Raw genomic sequence first — 25900 nt, 5'->3', positions numbered from 1 at the left:
TTTTTCGGACACTGACCATGAATACTTCAATTTCACGCAAACCCCTGCTGATCCTCGCCGTGCTCCTGGCCGGCGCCTTGCTTTACGGACTCTGGTACCTGCTGCTCGGCGGCGGCCCGGTGCAGAGCACCAACGATGCCTACGTCAACGCCGACTACACCCTGGTGGCACCGAAAGTCGCCGGCTTCATCGGCCAGGTGCTGGTGCGTGACAACCAGCGGGTAGAGGCGGGGCAGGTGCTGGTGCGCATCGATGACCAGGACTACCAGGCCGACCTGGCGGCGGCCCGCGCCGGTGTCGCCAGTGCCCGGGCACAGCTGGCCAATGCCGCGGCGAGCCTCCTGCGCCAGCAGGCGCTGATCGAGCAGGCGCGGGCGGTGGTCGACTCCGATCAGGCCGATGTGCAGTTCGCCGCCCATGAGTGGCAGCGTTACCAGCACCTGGCCGGGCAGGGCGCCGGCACCCTGCAGAATGCCCAGCAGGCCGAGACCCGCCAGCGCACCGCCGCGGCCCGGCTGGCCGAACACCGGGCGGCCCTGGAGGCGACCCGCAAGCAGACCGATGTCCTGCTGGCCCGGCGCGATACCGCCCAGGCGGCCGTACAGCAGGCCGAGGCACGCCAGGCACGGGCCGAACTGGACCTGGCGCACACCGTGCTGGTGGCGCCGTTCGACGGCGTGGTCGGGCGGCGCAGTGTGCGCCAGGGCGCCTATGTCAAGCCTGGCGATGTGCTGCTGGCCGTGGTGCCGGTGAACGCAGCCTATGTCGTGGGCAACTTCCTCGAAAACCAGATGACCCATGTCAGCCCCGGCCAATCGGTGAGTATCACCGTCGACACCTTTGCCGATACGCCGCTGACGGGCCAGGTCGAGAGCATCGCCCCGGCCACCGGCGTGACCTTTGCCGCGATCGCTCCGGAGAATGCCAGCGGCAACTTCACCAAGGTGGTTCAGCGTATTCCGGTGAAGATCGTCCTCGACCGTGGGCAGCCGCTGCTTGAGCGCCTGCGGCCGGGCATGTCGGTGGAGGCGCGAATCGATACCGCTTCGACGGCCGTGCGTGAGGTCAGCTTGCGATGAACCGGTATTTCCCCTGGTTATTGATCACCACGCTGCTGGTACAGGGTTGCACGCTGGGCCCCGACTTTGAGGCGCCGAAGCCTGAGTTGGGTGAGCGTTGGCACACCCGACAGGGCGAGCCCGGGCACAGCCAGCCGGCTGAGGGGGCGACCGAAGCCGCCTGGTGGGAGGGTTTCGCTGATCCTCAACTGGCCGCGCTGATGCGCCAGGTCCAGGCGGGCAATCTCGATCTGCAACGGGCCGCCAGCCGACTGGCGCAGAGTCGCGCGGCACGGCGCAGTATCGCCGCCGATGAACTGCCGAAGGTCGACGGCGCCGCCGGCTACAGCCGCGCGCGCAACAGCAGTCGGGGCCTGAGCGACCCTTCCGGCGAGAACGGCCGGCACGACTACAACCTCTGGAGCACCGGCCTGGGCATCAGTTGGGAGGCCGATCTGTGGGGGCGGGTGAAACGTTCGGTGGAGGCGGCCGACGCCAATGTGCAGGTCGCCGAAGAGGACCGCCGCGCCGTGCTGGTGGCGATCCTGGCCGAAACCGCCCGCGATTATATCCAGCTGCGGGCGCTGCAGAACGAGCAGGCGGTGACCCGGCAGAACCTGGAGATTGCCCGACGGACCCGGGCCCTGACGCACCTGCGTCGCGACGAGGGCGTGGCCACCGAACTGGAAGTGGCCCAGGCCACGGCGCAGGTCGCCACCATCGAGGCGCAACTGCCGGCCCTGCAACAGGGCGAAGCGCGGTTGATCAATGCCCTCAGCCGCCTGATGGGGCTCGAACCCCAGGCCCTGGCCGGGCAGTTGCAGGCGGCGACGGCGATTCCCGTGCCACCCGCCAGCGTGCCGATCGGCCTGCCCAGCGAACTGGCACGACGGCGCCCGGACATCCGTCGGGCCGAGGCCGACCTGCATGCGGCCACGGCGGCCATTGGCATGGCCCGGGCGGACTTTTACCCGCGTATCAGCCTCTCCGGCAACCTCGGCTTCCAGGCGCTGCAGTTGTCCGACCTGGGCAGTTGGGGTTCGCATACGCTGGCCGTGGGGCCCAGCCTGAGTGTGCCGCTGTTCGAGGGTGGGCGCCTGCAAGGGCAGTTACAGTTGCGCGAGAGTCGCCAGCAGGAAGCCGCCTTGCGCTACCGGCAGACCGTGCTGGATGCCTGGCATGAGGTGGACGACGCGCTCAGTGCCTACCAGGCCGGGCAGCGTCGGCGCGACAGTTTGCGCCAGGCGGTGGAGCAGAGCCGCCTGGCCCTGGCCAGTGCCCGCCAGCAGTACGAGCAGGGCACCGTGGACTTTCTCAACGTGCTGACGGTGCAGGGCGCCTTGCTCGCCAACGAGGACGCGCTGGTGGATAGCACGGCGGCGGTGTCGCTGGCGCTGGTCGGACTGTACGGGGCCCTTGGCGGTGGCTGGGAGCAGGCGCTGCCCGATCGCGCGATTCCGTGACGCTCCCGATGACAGCCTTCCCGGCGGCCCGGGTGGCTACACAAACTTCCTGCTGCGCGGTTATTCTGAAGGTTCAGAGCGACCAGGCGACGGGGGAAGGGTGTCATGGAAAAAGTCATCGTCATCACCGGTGGTAGCCGTGGTATCGGCGCGGCGACGGCGTTGTTGGCGGCACGGCAGGGCTACCGCATCTGCATCAACTACCTGCGGGACGAAGATGCGGCCCACCGGGTGCAGGAACAGGTACGGGCGCTGGGTGCCCAGGCGATCACGGTGCGCGCGGATGTCAGCGACGAGGACGGGGTGATCCACCTGTTCCAGCGGGTCGACGCCGAACTCGGACCGGTCACCGCACTGGTGAACAATGCCGGGACGGTGGGGCAGAAGTCGCGGGTCGACGAGATGTCCGAGTTCCGCATCCTGCAGACCCTGAAGACAAACGTGCTGGGGCCGATGCTCTGCGCCAAGCACGCGGTGCTGCGCATGTCGACACGGCATGGCGGGCAGGGCGGCAGCATCGTCAACGTGTCGTCGGCGGCGGCGCGGCTCGGTTCGGCGAACGAGTATGTCGACTATGCGGCGTCCAAGGGCGCACTGGACACCTTTACCCTGGGGTTGTCGAAGGAGCTGGCAGGGGAGGGGATCCGGGTCAATGCCGTGCGTCCCGGGTACATCTTTACCGAGTTTCATGCGCTGAGCGGCGACCCGGACCGGGTCAGCAAGCTGGAGCCGGGAATTCCCATGGGACGCGGCGGGCGTGCCGAAGAGGTGGCCGAGGGCATCATCTGGCTGCTTTCGGACAAGGCGTCCTACACCACCGGGACCTTTCTCGACCTCGCCGGTGGGCGCTGATTTCATGACCGGGCGCAAGGCTTGACGGCCTATTCGCGGGCAAGCCCTGCTCCTACAGAGTGGGTCTGGTAATCCTGAGTACGACTCCGGCCTGTAGGAGCAGGGCTTGCCCGCGAATAGGTCCGCTCAGAACGAACGCACGATCCGCCCCAGGGTCTCCATGGCCTTCTCCGACGTTTCATCCCACGGGCTGCCGTAGTTCAGGCGGATGCAGTTGCGAAAGCGCCGCGCCGGGGAGAAGATCGGTCCCGGTGCGATGCTGATGCCCTGGGCCAGCGCCATCTGGAACAGCTTCAGCGAATCCATCTGTTCCGGCAGCTCCAGCCAGAGGAAGTAGCCGCCAGCCGGCTGGCTGACCCGGGTCTGTGCCGGGAAATAGCGGGCGATCGCCGCGAGCATCGCACTCTGCTGTTCTTCCAGGGCATAGCGCAGGCGGCGCAGGTGGCGGTCGTAGCCGCCGTGCTGCAGGTAGTCGGCAATGGCCGCCTGGGCCGGCATCGAGGCGCACAGCGAGGTCATCAGCTTCAGCCGCTCGATCTTCTGCGCATACCGCCCCGCCGACACCCAGCCGATGCGGTAGCCGGGCGCCAGGCTCTTGGCGAACGAACCGCAGTGCATCACCAGCCCTTCGGTGTCGAAGGCCTTGGCCGGCTTGGGCGCCTGCTGCCCGTAGTACAACTCGGCGTAGACATCGTCCTCGATCAGCGGCACCTGGTGCTCGCGCAGCAACTCCACCAGTGCCTGTTTCTTCGCCTCGGGCATGGTCGCGCCCATCGGGTTCTGGAAACTGGTCATGCACCACACGGCCTTGATCGGATGCTTTTCGAGGTTCTGCGCCAGCACGCCGAGGTCGATACCGTCACGCGGGTGCACCGGGATCTCCACGGCCTTGAGCTTCAGGCGCTCCAACACCTGCAGACAGGCATAGAACGCCGGGGCCTCGATGGCCACCAGGTCGCCGGGTTCGGTCACCGCCTGCAGGCACAGGTTCAGCGCCTCCAGGGCGCCGTTGGTGATCAGCAGCTCCTCCATCGGCAGCATCAGCCCGCCGACCATGTAGCGCAGGGCGATCTGCCGGCGCAGTTGCGGGTTGCCCGGTGACAGGTCGGTGACCACCATGCGCGGGTCCATCTCGCGGCTGGCGCTGGCCAGGGAACGGGCCAGGCGTTGCAGCGGGAACAGCGTCGGGCTGGGGAAGGCCGAGCCGAAGGGCACGGTGGTCGGGTCCTTGATCGAGTCGAGCACCGAGAACACCAGTTCGCTGACGTCGACCTCGGTGGACTCGTGCACCTGGCTGCTGATCACCGGCTCCGAGAACGGGCTGGGCGCATGGGTGTTGACGAAGTAGCCCGAGCGCGGCCGGGCCCGGATCAGCCCACGGCGTTCCAGCAGGTAGTAGGCCTGGAACACCGTGGACGGGCTGACGCCGTAGGTCTGGCTGGCATAACGGACCGACGGCACCCGCTGGCCGGGGCCGAGGACGCCGGAGCGGATCAGTTCAGCGATGTCGTCGGCGAATTTTTCGTAGCGTTTCATGGTGGCTTGGCTCATTGGATACGGGCACGCAACGGCAGGTTTTCGGTTGTCTTGTTGGAGCTGGCTGTTGTAACTGTCGGGACACTAACCTGTGGGAGCCGGACCGCCGGCTCCCACAGTGTTGCGTCCCACACTCCCCGCGGGCCCTGGGGTTGGCGCCCCGGGGATTCTAGGTCATCAGCGGTTCATCGGGGCGACGAAGCGGCTGTTCGCCACGCTGTAGACGCCTGGCTCATCGATGTCGACCAGGCGGAAGACGAGCTCCTGGGAGCTGCTCTTCGCCCGCTCGGTGGTCATCGCCACCGAGACCGGGAAGTCGGCGATCTCGCCGGCCGCCAGGCTCAGTTCGGTGCGACCCTGCAGCTGGAAGCCGTCGCCGTCGATCAGTTCCAGGCGGTACTGCTGGCGCTGCTGGGTCTTGTTGATGACCTTGAGGCTGTAGATGTTCTCGATCTGCCCCAGGCTGTTCTCGCGGAACAGGCCACGGTCCTTGCTGACATCCAGCGAGACCATCGGCCGCTGCACCAGCGCCACTGCCAGCGCGCCGATCATGATCAGCAGCACGGCGCTGTAGCCGACCAGGCGCGGCCGCAGCAGGTGGGTGCGGCCGCCCTGCAACCGGTGCTCGGAGGTGTAGCTGACCAGGCCGCGGGCGTAGCCCATCTTGTCCATGATCGAGTCGCAGGCGTCGATGCAGGCGGCGCAGCCGATGCATTCCATCTGCAGGCCGTCGCGGATGTCGATGCCGGTGGGGCAGACCTGCACGCACATGCGGCAGTCGATGCAGTCGCCGAGGCCGACGCTGGCCGGCGCCACTTCGCGCTTGCGCGGGCCCCGGTTCTCGCCGCGGGCAGCATCGTAGGAGATGGTCAGGGTGTCCTTGTCGAACATCACGCTCTGGAACCGCGCATAGGGGCACATGTGCATGCACACCGCCTCGCGCAGCCAGCCGGCGTTGATGTAGGTGGCGCCGGTGAAGAACAGCACCCAGAACAGGCTGACCCCGCCCAGTTGCAGGCTCAGCAGTTCCTGCACCAGCGGGCGGATCGGGGTGAAGTAGCCGACGAAGGTCAGCCCGGTGATCAGGCTGATCGCCAGCCACAGGGTGTGCTTGGCGGCGCGCCGGGCCAGCTTGTTCGGCCCCCAGGGCGCGGCCTGCAGCTTGATCCGCTGGTTGCGCTCGCCCTCGGTGACTTTCTCGCACCACATGAACAGCCAGGTCCAGGAACTCTGCGGGCAGGTGTAACCGCACCAGACACGTCCGGCGAACACGGTGATGGCGAACAGGCCGAAGGCACAGATGATCAGCAAGGCCGAGAGCAGGATGAAATCCTGCGGCCAGAAGGTCGCGCCGAAGATATGGAACTTGCTGTTGGCCAGGTCCCAGAGCACCGCCTGGCGGCCGCCCCAGTTCAACCAGACGGTGCCGAAGAACAGCAGGAACAGAAAGCCCGCGCCGCTGATGCGCAGGCTGCGGAACAGGCCGGTGAAACTGCGGGTGTGAATCAGGTTGTCGCTCGACTTGGCCTTCATCTTGTTGGGGCGCGAAGGCTCGAAGGTGTCAACTAACTGGACGGGGATTCTTTCGCTCATGATCTGTCGCTCGTCAGCCTCCATCAGGCCAGGACACTATGCCGAGCGAACTGTTTGCATAACAGACTCAGGTATCTGAATAAAAAGCGGATCAGATGGCGCCGGAAAAACCCCTGCGACAACTTGTCATCCCCGGTGCAGGCCACGCCGGCGCGCGCCTGCCGGCGCCTGGCACAGGTGCCGGGCGGGCAGGCTGACACGGGTCAATCAAATCACCGAATCACTCGACGTCGCCTTCACATGGTGACGGCCGTCGAAGGCGCCGGCGACGGTCAGGGCGTCGGCTTCGGCCTCGGTGATCCAGATCTGCCGGCCATCGAGTTCGGCGCGGGACATGCTCCTGGCGTCGTCGGTGGTGATTTTCACATCCCTGGCCAAGCCGCTGATCCGGGTGTCGTTTTCCTGCAGGGTGCAGGTCTGGCTGGCGCGATCGATTTGCACGGGCATGGTGTTCTCCTCATTTCTCCGGGCTGACAGGATTTAGGGTGCGGGCAGGGGGCTTCGTTCGCCGCAGCCGATTAGCGGTCAACGGTCGAACCGTTGCCCGCGATCCGCTGTCCACCGTCTGTCGAGCTCAGAGAGGTTGGGGACATGGACGCCGTGTTGCACACCGTATGGGTAACGCTGCAAGCCGAATTCGCCGATATCGGCGATATCCGCGAGGTCACGCGCATCACCCTGCGCCTGCTGATCGCCGCGCTGCTGGGCGGCCTGCTCGGTTTCGAGCGCGAACAGAAGGGCAAGGCCGCGGGTGTGCGCACGCACATGCTGGTGGCCCTCGGTGCGGCGCTGTTCGTCCTGGTGCCGCAGGTGTCCGGTGCCCAGGCCGATGCCATGAGCCGGGTGGTCCAGGGGGTGATCGCCGGCATCGGTTTCCTCTGCGCCGGTACGATCCTCAAGGGGCATGCCGACGAGGCGGGGCAACACGTCAAGGGCCTGACCACCGCCGCCGGGCTGTGGATGACCGCCGCCATCGGCGTGGCGGTGGGCCTGGGGCGCGAGGCCACGGCGGTGCTCAGCACGCTGCTGGCGCTGGCGGTGTTCAGCCTGATGCCGGGAATCGTCCGGCTGCTGGAAAAGGATCGTCGCTGATCCCATTCACCCAGGCATTGTGGCGCCGACACTACCGCTTTCGCGGGCAAGCCCGGCTCCTACGGGAGCGTGTCCGTCAGGGACGTGTCCGTGTTCAGGCTTGACTATGCTTGTTCCGCGATCACCGGCGGCATGGTCGTCGGTGGATCGATCTTGGGCGGCGGTGTGCTCTCCGGGGGTTCCTGCTCGGGAACCGGTTGCGGTTCGGTGGGGGGCAGGGTCGGCTGGTCGATATTGGGATCGGGGGTTTCCGCCGGAATCGGAATGTTCATGGGCACTCCTGGGTGCATGGCCATCAGGTGCTGCGGTTGACCCCGTTGCAACGCAATCGACTGCATTTTCTGGACGAGCGGCCCGTTCGCCAAATCCGTCTGAACTTTTGCGCGACCGACCGGCTCCGAACTTGAGCGGCCTTTACAGGACGAAGCCGGATGATCACGCAAGGTAGAGCGTCCACAGGACGTAGGGAGCGATGCTCGATGACAACTGATAAACCGCTGGATGAGCAGGTCGCCGAAGTCCTGCCGTTGTCCCAGGCGCTATTGCTGCCGCGCATCGCCATCGAGAATGTGATGCCGGCCATCGACGGCGGCCAGTTCGCGGTCAAGGCCGTGGTCGGGCAGGAGGTGACCGTGACGGCCCGGGTGTTCGTCGACGGCCATGACAAGCTGGCGGTGCTGCTGGCCTGGAAGCCGCTCGAGGCCGAGGATTGGCAGCGCGCGGCGATGACCGACCAGGGCAACAACCATTGGCGGGGCCGGCTGCGCGTCGGCGGCCAGGGCCGTTACGTGTACCGGATCGAGGCCTGGATCGATCAGTTCGGCAGTTACTGCTATGAACTGGAAAAGAAATTCGTCGCCGCGGTGCCCATCGACCTGGAATTGCAGGAGGGCCGCGAGCACGTGCGCCAGGCCAGCGAGCGCAGCCAGGGCGAGCTGGCCGAACGCCTGGCGGCGCTGTACGACGAGCTGTCGCAGCGTTCGAACGAGGGGCAGGTGGAATGTTTCCTCAAGCCGGCCACCGCCGTGCTGATGCGCCAGGCCGACCACCAGGCCTATCTCAGCCTCAGCCAGGACTTCGCCCTGGATGTGGAGCGCCAACGGGCGCAATTCGCCAGTTGGTACGAGCTGTTTCCGCGTTCGGTCACCGACGATGCCGCGCGCCATGGCACCTTCAATGATGTGCATGCCCGCCTGCCGGCGATCCGCGACATGGGCTTCGATGTGCTGTACTTCCCGCCGATCCATCCGATCGGCCGTCGTCATCGCAAGGGACCGAACAACTCGCTCACCGCCGGCCCCGACGACCCCGGCAGTCCCTACGCCATCGGCAGCGAAGAGGGCGGGCACGAGGCGATCCATCCGCAACTGGGCACTCGCGAGGACTTTCGCCGGCTGGTGGCCGCCGCCGCCGAGCACGGCCTGGAGATTGCCCTGGACTTCGCCATCCAGTGTTCCCAGGACCACCCCTGGCTGCAGCAGCACCCCGGCTGGTTCAACTGGCGCCCGGACGGCACGATCAAGTACGCCGAGAACCCGCCGAAGAAATACCAAGACATCGTCAACGTCGACTTCTATGCCGCCGACGCCGTGCCCAGTCTGTGGATCGAGCTGCGTGACATCGTGGTCGGCTGGGTCGAGGAGGGCGTGAAGATCTTTCGCGTCGACAACCCGCACACCAAGCCGCTGCCGTTCTGGCAATGGCTGATCGCCGACGTTCGTGGCCGTTACCCCGAGGTGATCTTTCTCGCCGAGGCGTTCACCGCACCGGCGATGATGGCGCGCCTGGGCAAGATCGGTTATTCCCAGAGCTACACCTATTTCACCTGGCGCAATACCAAGGCCGAGCTGGCCAGCTATTTCACCGAGCTGAATCAGTCGCCATGGCGCGAGTGCTACCGGCCGAACTTCTTCGTCAATACGCCGGACATCAACCCCACCTTCCTGCATGAGTCGGGGCGGGCCGGGTTCCTCATCCGGGCCGCGCTGGCGACCATGGGCTCGGGCCTGTGGGGCATGTACTCGGGGTTCGAGATCTGCGAGTCGGCGCCGTTGCCGGGCAAGGAGGAATACCTCGACTCGGAGAAGTACCAGATCCGTCCGCGGGACTACAGCGCGCCGGGCAACATCATCGCCGAGATCGCCCAGCTCAACCGCATCCGCCGCCAGCATCCGGCGTTGCAGACGCACCTGGGGTTACAGGTCTACAACGCCTGGAACGACAACATCCTGTATTTCGGCAAGCGCACCGCGGACCGTAGCAGCTTCATCCTGGTGGCGGTCAGCCTCGACCCGCACAACGCCCAGGAGGCGCATTTCGAGCTGCCGCTGTGGGAGTTCGGCCTGCCCGACGACGCCCAGACCCGCGGCGAAGACCTGATGAATGGCCATACCTGGACCTGGTACGGCAAGACCCAGTGGATGCGTATCGAGCCCTGGCACCAGCCGTTCGGGATCTGGCGCATCCAGCCGCTCTGATGAGCAGGCGCTAACCAAAGGAGTTCGCCATGGCGAAGAAATCCCGCCCTGCAACCTTCATCAACGACCCGCTCTGGTACAAGGACGCGGTCATCTATCAGGTCCATGTAAAGTCCTTTTTCGATTCCAACAACGACGGGATCGGCGACTTTCCCGGGCTGATCGCCAAGCTCGACTACATCGCCGATCTGGGCGTCAATACCATCTGGCTGCTGCCGTTCTACCCCTCGCCACGTCGCGACGATGGCTATGACATCGCCGAGTACCGCGGGGTGCACCCGGACTACGGCACCCTGGCCGACGCCCGGCGCTTCATCGCCGAGGCGCACAAGCGCGGCCTGCGGGTGATCTGCGAACTGGTGATCAACCACACCTCCGACCAGCACCCGTGGTTCCAGCGGGCGCGCCGGGCCAGGCGCGGTTCCAGTGCGCGGGATTTCTACGTCTGGTCCGACACCGATGACAAGTACGACGGCACCCGGATCATCTTTCTCGACACCGAGAAGTCCAACTGGACCTGGGACCCGGTGGCCGGCCAGTACTTCTGGCACCGTTTCTATTCCCACCAGCCGGACCTGAACTTCGACAACCCGCAGGTGATGAAGGCGGTGCTGTCGGTGATGCGCTACTGGCTCGACATGGGCGTCGACGGCCTGCGCCTGGACGCCATCCCGTACCTGATCGAACGCGATGGCACCAACAACGAGAACCTGCCCGAGACCCACGATGTGCTCAAGCGCATCCGTGCCGAGATCGACGCCCATTACCCCGACCGCATGCTCCTGGCCGAGGCCAACCAGTGGCCGGAAGACACCCAGTTGTATTTCGGCGAGCAGAAGGGCGACCACGGCGACGAATGCCACATGGCCTTCCACTTTCCGCTGATGCCGCGCATGTACATGGCGCTGGCCCAGGAGGACCGTTTCCCGATCACCGACATCCTGCGCCAGACCCCGGAGATTCCCGCCAACTGCCAGTGGGCGATCTTCCTGCGCAACCACGATGAGCTGACCCTGGAGATGGTCACCGACCGCGAGCGCGACTACCTGTGGAACTACTACGCCGCCGATCGCCGGGCGCGGATCAACCTTGGCATCCGCCGGCGCCTGGCGCCCCTGCTGGAGCGCGACCGCCGACGCATCGAACTGCTCAACAGCCTGCTGCTGTCGATGCCGGGCACGCCGACCTTGTACTACGGCGACGAGATCGGCATGGGCGACAACATCTACCTGGGCGACCGCGATGGCGTGCGCACGCCGATGCAGTGGTCGATCGACCGCAACGGCGGCTTCTCCCGCGCCGACCCGGCGAGCCTGGTCTTGCCGCCGATCATGGACCCGCTCTACGGCTATGCGTCGGTGAACGTCGAGGCCCAGGCCGGCGATCCGCATTCGCTGCTGAACTGGACCCGGCGCCTGCTGGCGGTGCGCAAGCAGCAGAAGGCTTTCGGCCGTGGCAGCCTGAAGATGCTCTCGCCGGCCAACCGCCGGATTCTCGCCTACACCCGCGAATACACCGATGCCGAGGGCAAGAGCGAAATCATCCTCTGCGTCGCCAACGTCTCGCGCACGGCTCAGGCGGCGGAGCTGGAGCTGTCGCAGTTCGCCGGCCGGGTGCCGGTGGAGATGCTCGGTGGCAATGCCTTTCCGCCGATCGGTCAACTGAACTTCCTGCTGACCCTGGCGCCCTACGGCTTCTACTGGTTTCTGCTCGCTTCGCAGACCCAGATGCCCGCCTGGCACGTGGAGCCGCCGCAGTGCATGCCGGACTTCACCACCCTGGTGTTGAAAAAGCGCCTTGAAGAACTGCTCGAAGCGCCGGCCCGCACCAGCCTGGAGCAGACCTCGCTGCCCGAATGGCTGCCGATGCGCCGCTGGTTCGCCGACAAGCATGCGCCGATCGAGCAGGTGCATATCGCCTATGGCCTGCGTTTCGGCGAGCCGCAGCAGCCGGTGCTGCTCAGTGAAGTGCACGTCACCGTCGGCGGCCAGGTCAGTCGCTACCAGGTGCCGTTCGGCCTGCTCGCCGAGGAGCAGATCAACGCCGCGTTGCCGCAGCAACTGGCTCTGGCCCGGGTGCGCCGTGGACGGCAGGTGGGGCTGATCACCGATGCCTTCAGCCTCGACAGCTTCGTGCGGGCGGTGATCCAGGGACTGCAGGAGGGCCGCGTACTGAGCGGCGAGGCCGGCGAGCTGCACTTCCAGGCCACCGCCGAATTGCTGGCGCAGCCGCTGCCGGCGGATGCCGAAGTGCGTTACCTGTCGGCCGAGCAGTCCAACAGCTCGGTGGTGGTGGGTGAGCGGGTGATGCTCAAGCTGATCCGCAAGGTCAGTGCCGGTATTCACCCGGAACTGGAAATGAGCGCCTACCTGGGCGCCGGCGGCTACCGCCATATTTCGCCATTGCTGGGCTCGGTGGTGCGTCGCGACCCGGCGGGCGAGGAGAGCCTGCTGATGATTGCCCAGGGCCTGCTGAACAACCAGGGCGATGCCTGGATCTGGACCCAGAACAACCTGGAGCGGGCGATTCGTGACGAGCTCGCCGATGGCACGGCGGAGCACGAGGTGTCCATCGATGCCCACGACGAACTGGTGAATTTCGCCGGCCTGCTCGGCCAGCGTCTGGGCGAAATGCACCAGGTATTGGCCGCACCGACCGACAACCCGGCCTTCAGCGCCGAGGTCAGCACCGGCAAGGACGGCCAGGCCTGGGGCAAGCATATCGGCAGCCAGGTCACCCGTGCCCTGCAACTGCTCGAACAGCACCAGGCGCAGTTGCCGGCCGCGGACCAGGCCCTGGTCGCCCGGCTGGTCGCCGGGAAAAAGGCCATCCTCGCCCATGTCCAGGCCCTGGCCGTCCAGGCGGTGGGCGGCTTGCGCATCCGCGTGCATGGCGACCTGCACCTGGGACAGGTGCTGGTGGTGCAGGGCGATGCCTACCTGATCGACTTCGAGGGCGAACCGGCGCGTTCGTTGCAGGAACGGCGGGGCAAGCACAGTCCGTACAAGGACGTCAGCGGCGTGCTGCGCTCGTTCGACTATGCCGCGGCGATGGCCCTCGACAGCTCCCACAGCGTCGACTCTTCCGAGGTGGCGCAAGCTGCGTTGACGCGGGTGACCGAGCGCTACCTGAAGGAATCGCGGCAGGCCTTTATCCGGGCATATGAGCAGGCAACGACTAGTCTTGCTCATGAGTGGCAGGATCCGGCGGGCGCGCAAGCGGCCCTGGCCCTGTTCAGTCTGGAGAAGGCTGCCTATGAAATTGCCTATGAGGCACAGAATCGTCCGACCTGGCTGCGGGTACCGTTGCACGGTCTGGACAGACTGTTGAGTGAGGTGAAAACCTTGTCCGGTGGAGAGTCCTTATGAGTTCAAGCAAGGAACAAGGTAAAGCCAGGGTCGGCCTGTTGCCGGCGGCCCGTGATATCGAGGCGCTGGTGCGGGCCGAACACCAGGACCCGTTCGCCGTTCTCGGGCCCCATGACGACGGGGCGGGCGGGCAGATCATCCGTGCGTTCCTGCCCGGTGCGCTGAGTGTCGAGGTGCTGGCCCGGGAGGACGGCCAGGTGCTCGGCGCCCTCGGTGAAACCGAAGTGCCGGGGCTGTATGCCGGCCGGTTCGAGCCGCCCCGGCCCTATCTGTTGCGTATCCAGTGGGCCGGCGGCGAACAGGTGGGCGAAGACCCCTACAGCTTCGGCCCGTTGCTGGGCGAAATGGACCTGTACCTGTTCGCCGAGGGCAACCACCGTGACTTGAGCACGTGCCTGGGGGCGCAACTGACCCAGGTCGACGGCATCGACGGTGTGCGCTTTGCCGTGTGGGCGCCGAATGCCCGACGGGTGTCGGTGGTCGGCGACTTCAACAGCTGGGATGGCCGCCGCCACCCGATGCGCCTGCGTCACCCCAGCGGGGTCTGGGAGATCTTCATCCCGCGGCTGCAGCCCGGCGAGTCGTACAAGTACGAGATCCTCGGGCCGCATTCGATCCTGCCGCTCAAGTCCGATCCCGTGGCCCTGGCCACCCAGCTGCCGCCGGACACCGCCTCGCGGGTGGCGGCGCCGTTGCGGATCGACTGGCAGGACCATGAGTGGATGCAGTCCCGGGGCGAGCGGCAACGCACCAGCGCCGCGCTGTCGATCTACGAACTGCATGCCGGCTCCTGGCAGTGCGAGACCGACGAGGTTGGCGAGGTTTCCCGCCGCTACGGTTGGGCCGAGCTGGCCGAGCGGCTGATTCCCTATGTGCAGCAGTTGGGCTTCACCCATATCGAGCTGATGCCGATCATGGAGCATCCCTTCGGCGGCTCCTGGGGTTACCAGCCGCTGTCGCAGTTCGCCCCGAGTGCCCGCTACGGCACGCCGGAGGAGTTCGGCGCGTTCGTCAACGCCTGCCACCAGGCCGGTATCGGCGTGATTCTCGACTGGGTGCCGGCGCATTTCCCCACGGATGCCCATGGCCTGGCGCAGTTCGATGGCACCGCCCTGTATGAGTACGGCAACCCGCTGGAGGGTTTCCACCAGGACTGGGACACGCTGATCTACAACCTCGGGCGCACCGAAGTGCATGGCTTCATGCTGGCTTCGGCGCTGCACTGGCTCAAGCACTTCCACGTCGACGGGCTGCGGGTCGATGCGGTGGCGTCGATGCTCTACCGCGACTATTCGCGCAAGGCCGGCGAGTGGGTGCCCAACCGCCACGGCGGTCGGGAAAACCTCGAGGCCATCGATTTCCTGCGCCATCTCAACGACGTGGTGGCCCTCGAGGCGCCGGGGGCGCTGGTGATCGCCGAGGAGTCGACGGCCTGGCCGGGGGTCAGCCAAGGCACCCAGCAGGGCGGCCTGGGCTTTGCCTACAAGTGGAACATGGGCTGGATGCACGACTCGCTGCATTACATCCAGCAGGACCCGGTGTACCGCGCCCATCACCACAATGAACTGAGTTTCGGCCTGGTCTATGCCTGGTCCGAGCGCTTCATCCTGCCGATCTCCCATGACGAGGTGGTGCATGGCAAGCATTCGCTGATCGACAAGATGCCCGGTGATCGGTGGCAGAAGTTCGCCAACCTGCGGGCCTACCTGAGTTTCATGTGGGCGCACCCGGGCAAGAAACTGCTGTTCATGGGCTGCGAGTTCGGCCAGTGGCGTGAGTGGAACCATGACCGGCAACTGGACTGGTACCTGCTGCAGTACTCCGAGCACCTGGGAGTGCAGAAGCTGGTGAGCGATCTGAACCAGCTGTATCGCCAGGAGCCGGCGCTGCACGAGCAGGACGACCTGCCCCAGGGCTTCCAGTGGCTGATTGGCGATGACGCGAGCAACAGCGTCTATGCCTGGTTGCGCTGGAGTCGCGAAGGTCGGCCGCTGCTGGTGATCGCCAACTTCACGCCGGTACCGCGGGAGGGCTACCGCATCGGCGTGCCGTTCGCCGGGCAGTGGCAGGAGGTGATCAACAGTGATGCGGCGATCTATGCCGGATCCAACTATGGCAATGGCGGCGGGGCATTCACCGAGGACATCGCCAGCCATGGGCAGGGCTCCTCGCTGGTGCTGAACCTGCCGCCGCTGGCGGTACTGATGCTGCAGCCGGTGTCCTGATGTCGACATGACGCCGGGAGCCGGACTTGTCCCGGCTCCTCGTGCCTACAGGATGGGGTTCGGCGGCCTCAGATGAACACCATTTCGAACGGCTGCCGGGCCTGTTCGATCAGGTTGGGCTTGAGGACGGGCGGGATGCCGCTTTCCGGGTCGCCCTGCAACTGGCTGTGAAAGGCGTGCAGCGCATGTTGCTTGCGTGCCACGCCCCAGGTGTTCAGGCGTATCTTGCGGGCCCGGTGCCAGGGCAGCAGGTATTCCTCGCGCAGCGGGCGGAACCAGGTCCAGACCGGCACCTCGACCAGCCGCGCGCCCGTGGCGGCACAGGCCCTGGCACTGGCGCGACCGACCGCGTCATGGTCACTGTCGCCGTCCTCGCGCCAGGTGGTGAAGACCACGTCGTCATGGCGCAGATAACGCCGCAGATACTGGCAGATCGCATCCTCCTGCTGTTCCAGCGCGCCGTGGCGAAAGCCGCCACGTATCCACTTCAGGCAGTGCAACTCGATCCCCAGGCGCCGCAGCGCCTCGGCGGTTTCCTGGGGACAGACCACGCTCAGGCGCTGTTCCGACCAGAGCTGGGAACCGGGATAGATGGCGCAGCCATCGGTCAGGGAAATCAGTTGCAGGGGATGCCCGAGGGTCGAGAGCATCTGCAGCACGCCGCCGCAGGCATGGATTTCATCACCGGGATGGGGGGCGATGACCACGACCCGTCCGCCCGGTTCGACCAGGCGGTTGAGGTTCAGGCACGGCACCCTGGCCAGTTGCCGGGAAGCACTCCAGATCGGCGGCGCGGCCTGATGTCGTGCAGCGGATTGATATTTCATGGGTTCCACATCCTTGTGCGGGAAGTTCGTGCAGCCCCTGGTGGAGGGGCTGCGGGCGCCTCGATCCTGAAGCGCCGAATTCAAGTATCGCTCATGTGGCCCGAAATGCGACTTTTTATTGTCGCTTCGAGACGCCGCCCCCTATTCCCGGTGCAATTCGAACAGCACCAGTGAACGCCCGGTCACGGTGTACTCGCGGTCGAAGTCGAACTGCTCGCGGCCATGGATCTGCGCGTCGTTGGTGTCGAGCATGCAGGTCCAGTAGCGGCCCTGGGGCACGGCCGGCAGGCGGAAGTTGACCCCGTCATGGTGGGCGTTGACCACGATCAGCAGGGTCGCGTCGGCCCCGGTGCGGCGCAGGCCGGAGACCTGGGCGCGGCCGTCGAGCAGGATACCCAGGCAGCGGCCGTGGCGGTCGTGCCACTGTTCGGTGGTCATTTCGTTGCCATCGGGTGACAGCCAGGTGACGTCCTTGACCCCGAGTTCCTCGTTGTAGCGGCCGACCAGGAAACACCCGCGCCGCAGAATCGGGTAGGCCAGACGCAGCTTGGCCAGGCGTTTGACGAAGGCGAGCAGGGAGTGGCCGTCGTCGTCCAGGTTCCAGTTGACCCAGCCGATTTCGCTGTCCTGGCAATAGGCGTTGTTGTTGCCGTGCTGGGTGCGGGCGAATTCGTCGCCGGCGACGATCATCGGCGTGCCCTGGGCCAGCAGCAGGGTGGCGAAGAAGTTGCGCATCTGGCGCAGGCGCAGCGCGTTGATCGCCGGGTCGTCGGTGGGGCCCTCGACGCCATGGTTCCAGGACAGGTTATTGTTGCTGCCGTCCTGGTTGTTCTCGTCGTTGGCCTCGTTGTGCTTGTCGTTGTACGACACCAGGTCGTGCAGGGTGAACCCGTCGTGGGCGGTGATGAAGTTGACCGAGGTGTAGGGGCGTCGGCCGCGCTGGTTGAACATCTCGCCCGAGGCGGTCATGCGCGCGGCGAAGTCGGCGAGCTGGCCGTCGTCGCCTTTCCAGAAGGCGCGCACGGTGTCGCGGAAACGATCGTTCCATTCGACCCAGCCCGGCGGAAAGCCACCGACCTGGTAGCCGCCGGGGCCGCAGTCCCAGGGCTCGGCGATCAGCTTGACCTGGCGCAGCACCGGGTCCTGGCGACAGGCGACGAGGAAGCTGTGGCGCTCGTCGAAACCGTCGTGGTAGCGCCCGAGAATGGTCGCCAGGTCGAAGCGGAAACCGTCCACGTGCATCTCCGTGGCCCAGTAGCGCAGCGAGTCGGTGACCATCTGCAACACGCACGGGTGGCTCAGGTCGAGGGTGTTGCCGGTGCCCGAGTCGTTGATGTAGTAGCGCTTGTCGTCGGGCATCAGCCGGTAGTAGGAGGCGTTGTCGATGCCGCGCATGGACAGCGTCGGGCCCTGCTCGTTGCCTTCGGCGGTGTGGTTGTAGACCACGTCGAGGATCACCTCCAGGCCGGCCGCGTGCAGGTGCGCGACGGCCTCCTTGAACTCGGCGATCTTGCCGCTGGCGAGGTAGCGTGGGTCGGGGGCGAAAAAGGCGATGCTGTTGTAGCCCCAGTAGTTGGTCATGCCCTTGTGCAGCAGGTGCTGGTCATTGACGAAGGCGTGGATCGGCAGCAGTTCCACCGAGGACACGCCGATGGAGCGGATGTGCTCCAGCACTTCGTCGACCATCAGCCCGGCGAAGGTGCCACGGATCGCCTCGGGAACGGCGGGATGGCGCTTGGTCAGGCCGCGCACGTGGGCCTCGTAGATGATGGTGCGCTCCCAGGGCACGTTGACCCGCTGGTCGCGGCCCCAGGTGTGGGCGGGGTCGATGACCTTGCTCTTGGGCACGAAGGGCGCGCTGTCGCGTTCGTCGAAGCTGAGGTCGCCGTCCGGATGGCCGATGGTGTAGCCGAACAGCGCCTCGGACCATTTCAGTTCGCCGACCAGTTGCTTGGCGTAGGGGTCGATCAGCAGCTTGTTGGGGTTGAAGCGGTGGCCGTTGCCCGGGTCGTAGGGGCCGTGCACCCGGTAGCCGTAGATCAGTCCGGGATGGGCGTCGGGCAGGTAGCCGTGGTAGATCTCGTCGGTGTACTCGGGCAGCTCGATGCGCTCCAGTTCCACCTCGCCGCTGGCGTCGAACAGGCAGAGTTCGACCTTGGTGGCATGGGCGGAGAACAGCGCGAAATTGACGCCCAGGCCGTCCCAGGTGGCCCCGAGGGGGAAGGGCAGGCCCTCGCGGATACGCGAGACCTGGGGAGTGGGTTTGTCGTGCTTTGGCTTGCTCATGGGTGCTCCTGCTGAGAGTGGTGGCCCTTCAAATATCCCCGACACCGTTCGGACTTTTGTGGGGGCATGCCTGAGGGGGCAATTGGCGGGCAAGCCCGTTCCCGCCCCCGATCCATGGGCGACTCGGACCCTGTGGGAGCCGGCAAGCCGGCTCCAGCGAGAGGAGGATCGAGGTGTTCTTCAGCGGCTCAACTGGCCGCCGGTTTGCGTGGCGCCCGGGGCTTCTTGACGGCCGGCTCCGTGGCCTTGGTCGCCACCGGCTTGGCCGTGCTCTTGGCGGCCGGCTTGGCCGCGGTGGTGGCGGCCTTGGGCTTGGCCTTGGCGGCCGTGGCCGGCCTGCTCGGTGCCAGGGCCTCGGCCTCGGCCAGCTTGCGGGCCATTTCCCAGTGGCGGGCCTCCTGGCCGTCGGGACGGCCCTCCGACTCCCAGATCTGATAGGCAAACTCGCGGATGCGTTTTTCGTCGGTACTCATCGCCATGCTCCTGAACAGAGACTCAAGTTTGGGTAAAGAGATTGACCGGGAAGTCTCCCAGTGCGTCACCGACCATAAGCTCCCCATGGGGTGTGACTGCACCTGCGGAAAAAAGTCCCTTTAATTTGCCGTGCGGGGCGGCGAGCGGCAGTTTTATCCGGGTATTACCCCACGTCGCCGGGGCTACCCAGGGCCGACCGACCTCGGCCAACAACCCATGTGCCAGCCTTGGCACCACCACGATGGCCTGTTGCGTCGCGTTGCCACGACGCAAGGCCAGTACCTTTTCGGCGTGTTCGCCACACACCTCCAGGGGCTGATAGTCGCCACGACGGAACAGTTCCGGGTGCCGGGCCCGCACGGCCAGGGTCTGGGCGATCAATGCCTGCTTGATCCGTCCGCTGCGCCAGTCGTCGATCAGTTCCGCGGGCGTGCCGGCTGCCTGAAGTGCCGCTTGCCGGGTGGCGAAATCCACCGGGCGACGGTTGTCCGGGTCGACCAGGCTGAAGTCCCAGAACTCGTTGCCCTGGTACAGGTCCGGCAGCCCCGGCACGCTCATGCGCAGCAGGCATTGCGCCAGGCTGTTGAGCGCACCGGTCGGGGCGATGGTGTGCACCGCGGTGGCGATCGCCGTGCGCAGTGCCAGCCCTTCGGGCTTGAGCAGCAGCGCCTGGAGAAAGTCGTGGCAGGCGTTTTCATAGGCCTCGTTCGGCGCGCTCCAACTGCTCTGCAGCTTGGCTTCGCGCAGGGCCTTGCGCTGCCATTGGCCGAGACGTTCGGCGTAGTCGCGCAAGGCGGCCTGGTCGTCGACGGCCAGGTCCAGGGGCCAACTGCCGAGCAGGGTCTGGTAGAGCATCAGCTCATCGCCAGCCGAAGGCGCGTCCGGGCTGCTGCGCAGCGCAGTCGCCAGCTCACGCCAGTGTCCGACCCAGCCGGTATAGGTGTCGGCGCATTCACTCAACACGGCCAGACGCGCCCGGCTGTCCTCGCCGCGCTTGTGGTCATGGGTGGCGCTGGTCAGCAGGTTGTCGGGGAAGGCTGCCAGCCGTTGCCGGTTGGCCTGGTGGAAGTCCGCCGGCGGCGCGCTGAACTGTTCGGTGGAAAAGCCCACGTCGTTGCGCGACAGCAGGACCGCCGAGCGATAGAACGCGGTGTCCTCGACGGCCTTGGCGGCGGTCGGCGAGGTCAGTTGCTGGAAGCGCACGCTGGCGTGGCGCAGCAACTTGCGCTCGCGGCCCGGTGGACGCTGGCGCCAGGGTTGGCCGCCGAGCCACTGCTGCAGATAGTCGAGCACCGGCCAGTCGGCTTCGCCGAGGGTGGTACGGGCTCCCGCCAGGGCCTGCTGGAAGAACGGCTCGTCGTCGGCCGGGCGGCCGCAGGCGTTGATGTAGGTGCGATACACCGGGTAGTGCACGATCAGTTCCTGCAGCGCCCGGCGGATCGCACCGAGGGTCAGGTCGCGGCTCATGACATTGTCCCGGGCGACCTGCAGCAGGGCCTGGGCGACGCTCTCGAAGTCGCCGGCCAGCGAGCCGTTGAGCATCTGCTGGCGCGCCAGCCGGGCTTCTTCGCCGAACGCGGCGGGCCGCTCGCTGAGCTGGCTCCAGAGCCTGGCCAGCGGTTCGGCCCCGCGGGGATCGTGCTGCAGCAGCGACAGCTGGTTCATGAATTCGTAACCGGTGGTGCCATCGACCCTCCAGTCGCGGTGCAGTTGCTCGCCCTGGCCAAGGATCTTCTCGACGTAGATCGGCAGGTGTCGCCCCGGCGCCAGGGCGTCTACCCGCCGCCGCAGTCGGCGGCAGTAGCCGCGGGGATCGGCCAGGCCGTCGACATGGTCGATACGCAAGCCGTCGACCAGGTCTTCCTCGACCAGCTGGAAGATCTTCTGGTGGGTGGCCTCGAACACCGCCGGACGCTCGACGCGCAGGCCGCCCAGTTCATTGACATCGAAGAAGCGTCGCCAGTTGATGTCATCGCCAGCGGTGCGCCAGCTGGCGAGCCGGTAGTGCTGGCGTTCGAGCAGCCGGTGCAGCCGCTCGAAGCCTTCCGGTTCCCGGGCGTCGTAGCGTTGCAGGCTGGCCTCGATGACGGGGTGGCTGGCGGTGCGGCTGGCCAGTTCCGCGCGCAACTGCCGGGCCCGGCCGTAGGCATCGGGCAGGGTGTTGAGGGCCTTGAAGCGGGCGGCGAGGTCGTCCAGTTCCGGCAGGTCGGCGAGGATCTGGCCGTAGTCCCGCGGGCAGATCGGGAAATGATGCTGGTAGTGCTCGACATGGAAGCCGCCGCGTTCGGCATCGAAGCGCAGCACCACCGAGCCTTCCTGCAGGGCCGCGCCGTAGTCGTTGCCGAGAAAGGGCATCAGCAACTGGCCTTCGAGCAGCGGGTCCGGTGAATGCCACTGGATGTCGAAGAACTCCCCGTAGGGGCTGCGTCGTCCCCATTCGAGCAGGTCGAGCCACCAGGGGTTGTCGGCACCGCCGACGGCCATGTGGTTGGACACGATATCGAGGATCAGGCCCATGCCGTGTTCGCGCAGGGCCGCCACCAGCCGTCGCAGCGCCGGCTCGCCTCCCAATTCCGGGTTCACCCGGGTCGGGTCGACCACGTCATAGCCGTGCATCGAGCCGGCGCGGGCGCAGAGCAGTGGCGAGGCGTAGAGGTGGCTGATGCCCAGGCGGGCGTAATAGGGCACCCACTCGATGGCGGCGTCCAGCGGGAAACCCTTGTGCAGTTGCAGGCGCAGCGTGGCGCGCAGGCTGCTCATCGGTCACGCTCGGCGGCCTGCAGCCGGGCGCAGGCCAGCAGTTCGAGACGCCGGGCGGCATCGACATCGTCCAGCAGCTGGCTGCTGTAGCCCGGCAGCCGCCGGCGCCAGTTGGGGTGGGTGTCGATGGTACCGGGCAGGTTCGGTTGCTCTTCCACGCCCAGGGCATCCTCCAGCGGCAGCAGCACCAGCGGGGCGCGGGTGTGGCCGAGGAAGCGCACGCTGGCGTCGACGACCTGGTCGGTCTCGTGGGCTTCGTCGCGAAAGTTCTGCGGGTCGTTGCTCAGGGCCCGGTGCAGCCCGTCGCGCTCATGTTGGCGGATCTGGCGCCAGTGGTCGGCGGTGGCGGTGTCGATCAGCCCGAGGCGGATGTTCCAGTCGATGTCGCGGGCGTGCCACCAGCCATTCAGGGTCGGCAGGTCGTGGGTGGTGGTGGTGGCCAGGGCATTGTCCGGCCAGTCGAGGATAGGTTTGAAGCGATGGCCGTATTCCTGTTCGAACAGCAGCACGCGCATGCCGAGGATCGAGCGGGCGATCAGCTTTTCCCGCAGGCCATCGGGTACCGTGCCGAGGTCTTCGCCGAGGACGATCGCCTGGTGCCGCGACGACTCCAGGGCCAGCAGGCGCAGCAGGTCGTCGATCGGGTAATAGAGGTAGGCGCCGTCGCTCGACGGCGAGCCGAGGGGAATCACCCAGAGCCGTTGCAGGCCCATGATGTGGTCGATGCGCAGGCCGCCGGCATAGGCGAAGTTGGCCCGCAGCATTTCGATGAAGGCGCGGAAACCGTGGCGCTTGAGGCCTTCGGGGGCGAAGGCGGAGATGCCCCAGCTCTGGCCCGAGCGATTGAGCACATCCGGCGGTGCTCCGACGGTGAGCTCTGCCAGCAGTTCGTCCTGCCGGCTCCAGGCCTGGCTGCCGCCGCCGTCGGCCCCGACGGCCAGGTCGGCGATCAGCCCGATGGCCATGCCGCTGCTGCGCGCGGCCTCCTGCGCACGCTCCAGGCTGCGGGTGATCAGCCATTGGCTGAAGGCATGGAATTCGATGTCTTCGGCGTGTTCCTCGGCGAAGCGGGCCAGGGCCGGGCTGTCCGGTTGCCGCCACTCCTGCGGCCAGTGGCGCCAGTCGCCGCTTTCGCCACGGGCGACGCAGCGCGTTTGCAGGGCCTCGAACCGGCAGTGGTTTTCCAGGGCTTCGCCGCCGGCGCGGCGGAAGCTGGCGAAGTCCTCGCCCAGAGGATGGTCGCCGAGCCGGAAACCCTCGTAGAGCGCGCGCAGCAGGCGGTACTTGGCCCGTGCGGCGCGGGGCCAGTCGATCAGCGACAACTGCTCCAGCGCGTGCAGCTCATCGGCCAGCCCGGTGCTGTCGATCGCCAGGCGCAGGGCGCGTTCGCCGAGGATCGCCCCCGGTGCGGCATACAGGCTGTTGAGGAACAGCCGGCTGGACGGTGAGTACGGGCTGTAGCGGCTCGGGTCGCTGCTGAACATCGCGTGCACCGGGCTGATCGCCAGGGCATCGGCCCCGCGCTCGCCGGCGGCCCGGGCCAGTTCCTCCAGGGCTTGGGTGTCGCCGAAACCACCGTCGGCCGTGCGTTGCAGGCTATAGAGCTGTACCCCGAGGCCCCAGGCCCGGGCCGGGCGGGTGTCGGTGGCCGCGTCGACGCTGAAGCAGGTGGCGGGGGCCACGGCCAGGGTGAACTGCTGGCCGTCGATGCGCACCGTCTGATAGCCGACCGGCACCACCCCGGGCAGGACCGCTTCGTTGTCCAGCCGCAGACGGAGCACCGAGCCGTTTTCCAGGTGGACCTCGCAGGGGGTGTCGGGGGCGAAATAGCGGGCCAGGTCCAGGCCCTTGTCGACGTCCGCCGTCAGCAGTGGCGGCAGTTGCTGGTCCTGTTGCGCCAGTTGCAGTTCCAGCAGGCTGGCCTCGATGGCGGCCTCGTCATGGGCCGGGTGGCCGAGGCCGGCCAGCACCTTGCGCAGGACCTCGGGCCGGACCTTCTGCGGCCGGCCATTGGCGTCGATCCAGTCAACGGCCAGGCCCGCCCGGCTGGCGAGTATTTCAAGTTGCGCATCGCTCATGGGCGTTCTCCATCGAGGGTCGACGGGTCATCGTCGTTGCTCAGGCCGACCAGCGCGCAGTAGGGCGCCAGTTGGCCTTCATCCAGTTGCCGGGCGGCCCCGGCGGTGCTTTCGAACAGCCAACGGATCACTCCGTCGGCGCCCTGTTCGACCGGCTCGGGCCCCAGGTTCAGGTCGATACGCAGCAGGCTGCCATCGCCCAGGCGCCAGCGTGCGCTGATGGCTCCCTCGGCCAGCACCTCGGCGTCCAGTGCCTGGGTGCCGGGCAGGCGGGGCAGCAGTTCACGGTGGCGGATCTGCAGCAGTTGGCGGTAGAGCTGCGCGGTGGCGCCACGGTTGCCCTCGGTGGTCGGGACCAGGTTCGGTCGCGAGGTTTCGAAGGTGGCCGCGGCGTTCGGGTCGGGAATCCGCGCGCGGCGTTGCGGGTCGGCGAAACCGGCGAATTCGGCGAATTCCCCGCGCCGGCCTTCACGTACGGCATCGGCCAGTTCGCCGTGGTGGTCGGTGAAGAACAGGAACGGTTCCTCGGCGCCGGTTTCATCGCCCATGAACAACAGCGGGATCATCGGCGACAACAGCAACAGCACGGTGGCCGCGCGCAGGGCCTGTGGCGGGCACAGCTGGTTGAGGCGTTCACCGAAGGCGCGGTTGCCGATCTGGTCGTGGTTCTGCAGAAACAGGATGAACGCGCTGGGCGGCAGGTGGGCGCTGGGTTCGCCGCGGCAGCGACCGTGGCGGTTGGGGTGGCCCTGGTAGACGAAACCCTGGCTCAGGCAGCGCGCCAGCTTGTGGGTGGTTTCCTTGGCATAGTCGGCGTAATACGCCTCGGTCTCCCCGGTCAGCAGCACGTGCAGGGCGTTGTGGCCGTCGTCGTTCCATTGGCCGTCATAGGCTTCTTCCAGGAGGCTGGCCTGGTTGAATTCGTTCTCCACGGTCAGCCACACGTGGCGCGCCGGGTCGACCTGACGGCGCACCTGCCGGGACAGTTCGCGCAGGAAGGTCGAGTCGTCGATCGCGTGCACCGCATCCAGGCGCAGGCCGTCGAAGCGGTACTCCAGCAGCCACATCAGCGCGTTGTCGATGAAGAAGCTGCGCACTTCGCGGCGCTGGAAGTCGATGGCGGCACCCCAGGGGGTCGTGCGGTCCTCGCGGAAGAAGTCCCGGGCGTAGCGCCCCAGATAGTTGCCGTCCGGGCCGAAGTGGTTGTAGACCACGTCGAGGATCACTGCCAGGCCATGACCGTGGGCGCTGTCGATCAGGTGCTTGAGGTCTTCGGGCGTTCCATAGCTCGATTGCGGCGCGTAGGGCAGTACGCCGTCGTAGCCCCAGTTGCGTTCGCCGGGGAACTCGGCCAGGGGCATCAGTTCGATGGCGGTGATGCCCAGTTCGGCCAGGCGCGGCAGGTGCTGCTCCACCGCGCGGTAGCCGCCGAGGGCGCCGACATGCAGCTCATAGATGATCGCGGTGTGCCAGGGCCGTCCCTGCCAGTCCTTGTGTCGCCAGTGATAGGCGAGGGGGTCGACCACCTGGCTCGGTTCGGCTATCCCGCCGGCCTGGGAGCGGGAAGCCGGGTCGCAGACCTGCAGTTCGCCGTCGATGTTGTAACGGTAGCGGGTCCCGGCGGCGCAGCGGGTTTCCAACGTGAACCAGCCGTCGTTCTGCGGCAGCATGGCCAGGGAGCGGCCATCCTCCAGCTCGACGCTGACGTAGAAGGCGTCCGGTGCCCACAACGCGAAACGGGTGTGTTCCGCGTCGAGCATGACCGCGCCGTGGGACCAGGTTTCCAGAGTCCTTAGTGACATCCGTGGCCA

The 25900-nt window shown here is 66.8% G+C and carries 17 protein-coding genes; 7 read left to right on the top strand and 10 right to left on the bottom strand.

The genetic code is table 11. From position 1 onward, the window contains the following. Positions 1 to 17 precede the first annotated feature (17 nt). From PF66_RS10665 to PF66_RS10655, 3 genes are all read left to right on the top strand, one after another. Positions 18 to 1079, top strand: a complete 1062-nt coding sequence (locus PF66_RS10665; RefSeq protein ID WP_054062649.1) for an HlyD family secretion protein — start codon at positions 18 to 20, stop codon at positions 1077 to 1079. Further along, positions 1076 to 2521 carry an efflux transporter outer membrane subunit gene (locus tag PF66_RS10660; protein ID WP_054062648.1) on the top strand — a complete coding sequence of 482 codons (1446 nt, stop codon included), beginning with the start codon at positions 1076 to 1078 and terminating at the stop codon, positions 2519 to 2521. Before PF66_RS10665 ends, PF66_RS10660 begins: the two co-directional genes overlap by 4 nt. A gap of 105 nt (positions 2522 to 2626) precedes the next feature. Continuing rightward, positions 2627 to 3373 carry an SDR family oxidoreductase gene (locus PF66_RS10655; protein ID WP_054062647.1) on the top strand — a complete coding sequence of 249 codons (747 nt, stop codon included), beginning with the start codon at positions 2627 to 2629 and terminating at the stop codon, positions 3371 to 3373. A gap of 126 nt (positions 3374 to 3499) precedes the next feature. On the opposite strand, the gene mapR is transcribed toward PF66_RS10655, so the two are convergent. From mapR to PF66_RS10640, 3 genes are all read right to left on the bottom strand, one after another. After that, positions 3500 to 4909, bottom strand: coding sequence for a GntR family transcriptional regulator MpaR (mapR, locus tag PF66_RS10650; protein WP_054062646.1), 1410 nt, complete (start codon positions 4907 to 4909; stop codon positions 3500 to 3502). A gap of 177 nt (positions 4910 to 5086) precedes the next feature. Next, complete coding sequence (gene ccoG, locus PF66_RS10645) at positions 5087 to 6502, bottom strand: cytochrome c oxidase accessory protein CcoG (protein ID WP_054062645.1); 1416 nt, start codon at positions 6500 to 6502, stop codon at positions 5087 to 5089. Between the two features lie 207 nt (positions 6503 to 6709). Next, positions 6710 to 6949, bottom strand: a complete 240-nt coding sequence (locus tag PF66_RS10640; RefSeq protein WP_054056939.1) for a DUF3203 family protein — start codon at positions 6947 to 6949, stop codon at positions 6710 to 6712. 144 nt (positions 6950 to 7093) lie between these two features. On the opposite strand from PF66_RS10640, the gene PF66_RS10635 reads away from it, so the two are divergent. Continuing rightward, positions 7094 to 7594 (top strand): MgtC/SapB family protein, encoded by a 501-nt coding sequence (locus tag PF66_RS10635; protein ID WP_054062644.1) that lies wholly within the window; start codon positions 7094 to 7096, stop codon positions 7592 to 7594. Between the two features lie 104 nt (positions 7595 to 7698). Here PF66_RS10635 and PF66_RS33145 read toward each other — a convergent pair whose 3' ends face one another. Next, positions 7699 to 7866, bottom strand: coding sequence for a hypothetical protein (locus PF66_RS33145; RefSeq protein ID WP_193394198.1), 168 nt, complete (start codon positions 7864 to 7866; stop codon positions 7699 to 7701). Between the two features lie 207 nt (positions 7867 to 8073). On the opposite strand from PF66_RS33145, the gene PF66_RS10630 reads away from it, so the two are divergent. From PF66_RS10630 to glgB, 3 genes are read left to right on the top strand one after another with little or no spacing between them, the layout of a single operon-like run. After that, positions 8074 to 10071, top strand: coding sequence for an alpha-1,4-glucan--maltose-1-phosphate maltosyltransferase (locus PF66_RS10630; protein ID WP_054056941.1), 1998 nt, complete (start codon positions 8074 to 8076; stop codon positions 10069 to 10071). Positions 10072 to 10100: 29 nt separating this feature from the next. Next, complete coding sequence (gene treS / locus PF66_RS10625; protein ID WP_054062643.1) at positions 10101 to 13439, top strand: maltose alpha-D-glucosyltransferase; 3339 nt, start codon at positions 10101 to 10103, stop codon at positions 13437 to 13439. Next, positions 13436 to 15664, top strand: coding sequence for a 1,4-alpha-glucan branching protein GlgB (gene glgB / locus PF66_RS10620; protein WP_054056942.1), 2229 nt, complete (start codon positions 13436 to 13438; stop codon positions 15662 to 15664). Before treS ends, glgB begins: the two co-directional genes overlap by 4 nt. A 68-nt stretch (positions 15665 to 15732) precedes the next feature. Here glgB and PF66_RS10615 read toward each other — a convergent pair whose 3' ends face one another. The 6 genes from PF66_RS10615 to treZ all read right to left on the bottom strand — a co-directional run bounded on the left by PF66_RS10615 (position 15733) and on the right by treZ (position 25891). Continuing rightward, positions 15733 to 16491, bottom strand: coding sequence for a PIG-L deacetylase family protein (locus PF66_RS10615; protein WP_054056943.1), 759 nt, complete (start codon positions 16489 to 16491; stop codon positions 15733 to 15735). A 141-nt stretch (positions 16492 to 16632) separates the two neighbouring features. Next, a complete protein-coding gene (gene glgX / locus PF66_RS10610) occupies positions 16633 to 18777 on the bottom strand; it encodes a glycogen debranching protein GlgX (protein ID WP_054062642.1) in 2145 nt (714 codons plus the stop codon). 188 nt (positions 18778 to 18965) lie between these two features. Further along, on the bottom strand, positions 18966 to 19250 hold the full coding sequence (locus tag PF66_RS10605; RefSeq protein WP_054062641.1) for a DUF2934 domain-containing protein: 285 nt from the start codon (positions 19248 to 19250) through the stop codon (positions 18966 to 18968). Between the two features lie 22 nt (positions 19251 to 19272). Further along, complete coding sequence (locus PF66_RS10600; RefSeq protein ID WP_054062640.1) at positions 19273 to 22011, bottom strand: malto-oligosyltrehalose synthase; 2739 nt, start codon at positions 22009 to 22011, stop codon at positions 19273 to 19275. After that, the gene (gene malQ / locus PF66_RS10595; protein WP_054062639.1) at positions 22008 to 24089 is read right to left on the bottom strand and encodes a 4-alpha-glucanotransferase; all 2082 of its coding nucleotides are present in this window, start codon (positions 24087 to 24089) and stop codon (positions 22008 to 22010) included. The genes PF66_RS10600 and malQ overlap by 4 nt, the downstream gene beginning before the upstream one ends. Further along, positions 24086 to 25891: a malto-oligosyltrehalose trehalohydrolase gene (gene treZ, locus PF66_RS10590; RefSeq protein ID WP_054062638.1), complete on the bottom strand. Its 1806-nt coding sequence runs from the start codon at positions 25889 to 25891 to the stop codon at positions 24086 to 24088. Before treZ ends, malQ begins: the two co-directional genes overlap by 4 nt. Positions 25892 to 25900: the final 9 nt, after the last annotated feature.

This window comes from Pseudomonas asplenii (assembly GCF_001293465.1).
Taxonomy (GTDB): domain Bacteria; phylum Pseudomonadota; class Gammaproteobacteria; order Pseudomonadales; family Pseudomonadaceae; genus Aquipseudomonas; species Aquipseudomonas fuscovaginae_B.
This window is presented reverse-complemented; position numbering and strand designations above follow the sequence as displayed.

Coding starts and splice junctions, on each gene's coding strand:
- mapR (WP_054062646.1), bottom strand. CDS start 4,909: ATGAAACGCTACGAAAAATTCGCCGACGACATCGCTGAACTGATCCGC.
- glgB (WP_054056942.1), top strand. CDS start 13,436: ATGAGTTCAAGCAAGGAACAAGGTAAAGCCAGGGTCGGCCTGTTGCCG.
- glgX (WP_054062642.1), bottom strand. CDS start 18,777: ATGAGCAAGCCAAAGCACGACAAACCCACTCCCCAGGTCTCGCGTATC.
- PF66_RS10635 (WP_054062644.1), top strand. CDS start 7,094: ATGGACGCCGTGTTGCACACCGTATGGGTAACGCTGCAAGCCGAATTC.
- malQ (WP_054062639.1), bottom strand. CDS start 24,089: ATGAGCGATGCGCAACTTGAAATACTCGCCAGCCGGGCGGGCCTGGCC.
- PF66_RS33145 (WP_193394198.1), bottom strand. CDS start 7,866: ATGAACATTCCGATTCCGGCGGAAACCCCCGATCCCAATATCGACCAG.
- PF66_RS10605 (WP_054062641.1), bottom strand. CDS start 19,250: ATGAGTACCGACGAAAAACGCATCCGCGAGTTTGCCTATCAGATCTGG.
- PF66_RS10630 (WP_054056941.1), top strand. CDS start 8,074: ATGACAACTGATAAACCGCTGGATGAGCAGGTCGCCGAAGTCCTGCCG.
- PF66_RS10640 (WP_054056939.1), bottom strand. CDS start 6,949: ATGCCCGTGCAAATCGATCGCGCCAGCCAGACCTGCACCCTGCAGGAA.
- ccoG (WP_054062645.1), bottom strand. CDS start 6,502: ATGAGCGAAAGAATCCCCGTCCAGTTAGTTGACACCTTCGAGCCTTCG.
- PF66_RS10615 (WP_054056943.1), bottom strand. CDS start 16,491: ATGAAATATCAATCCGCTGCACGACATCAGGCCGCGCCGCCGATCTGG.
- PF66_RS10655 (WP_054062647.1), top strand. CDS start 2,627: ATGGAAAAAGTCATCGTCATCACCGGTGGTAGCCGTGGTATCGGCGCG.
- treZ (WP_054062638.1), bottom strand. CDS start 25,891: ATGTCACTAAGGACTCTGGAAACCTGGTCCCACGGCGCGGTCATGCTC.
- PF66_RS10660 (WP_054062648.1), top strand. CDS start 1,076: ATGAACCGGTATTTCCCCTGGTTATTGATCACCACGCTGCTGGTACAG.
- treS (WP_054062643.1), top strand. CDS start 10,101: ATGGCGAAGAAATCCCGCCCTGCAACCTTCATCAACGACCCGCTCTGG.
- PF66_RS10600 (WP_054062640.1), bottom strand. CDS start 22,011: ATGAGCAGCCTGCGCGCCACGCTGCGCCTGCAACTGCACAAGGGTTTC.
- PF66_RS10665 (WP_054062649.1), top strand. CDS start 18: ATGAATACTTCAATTTCACGCAAACCCCTGCTGATCCTCGCCGTGCTC.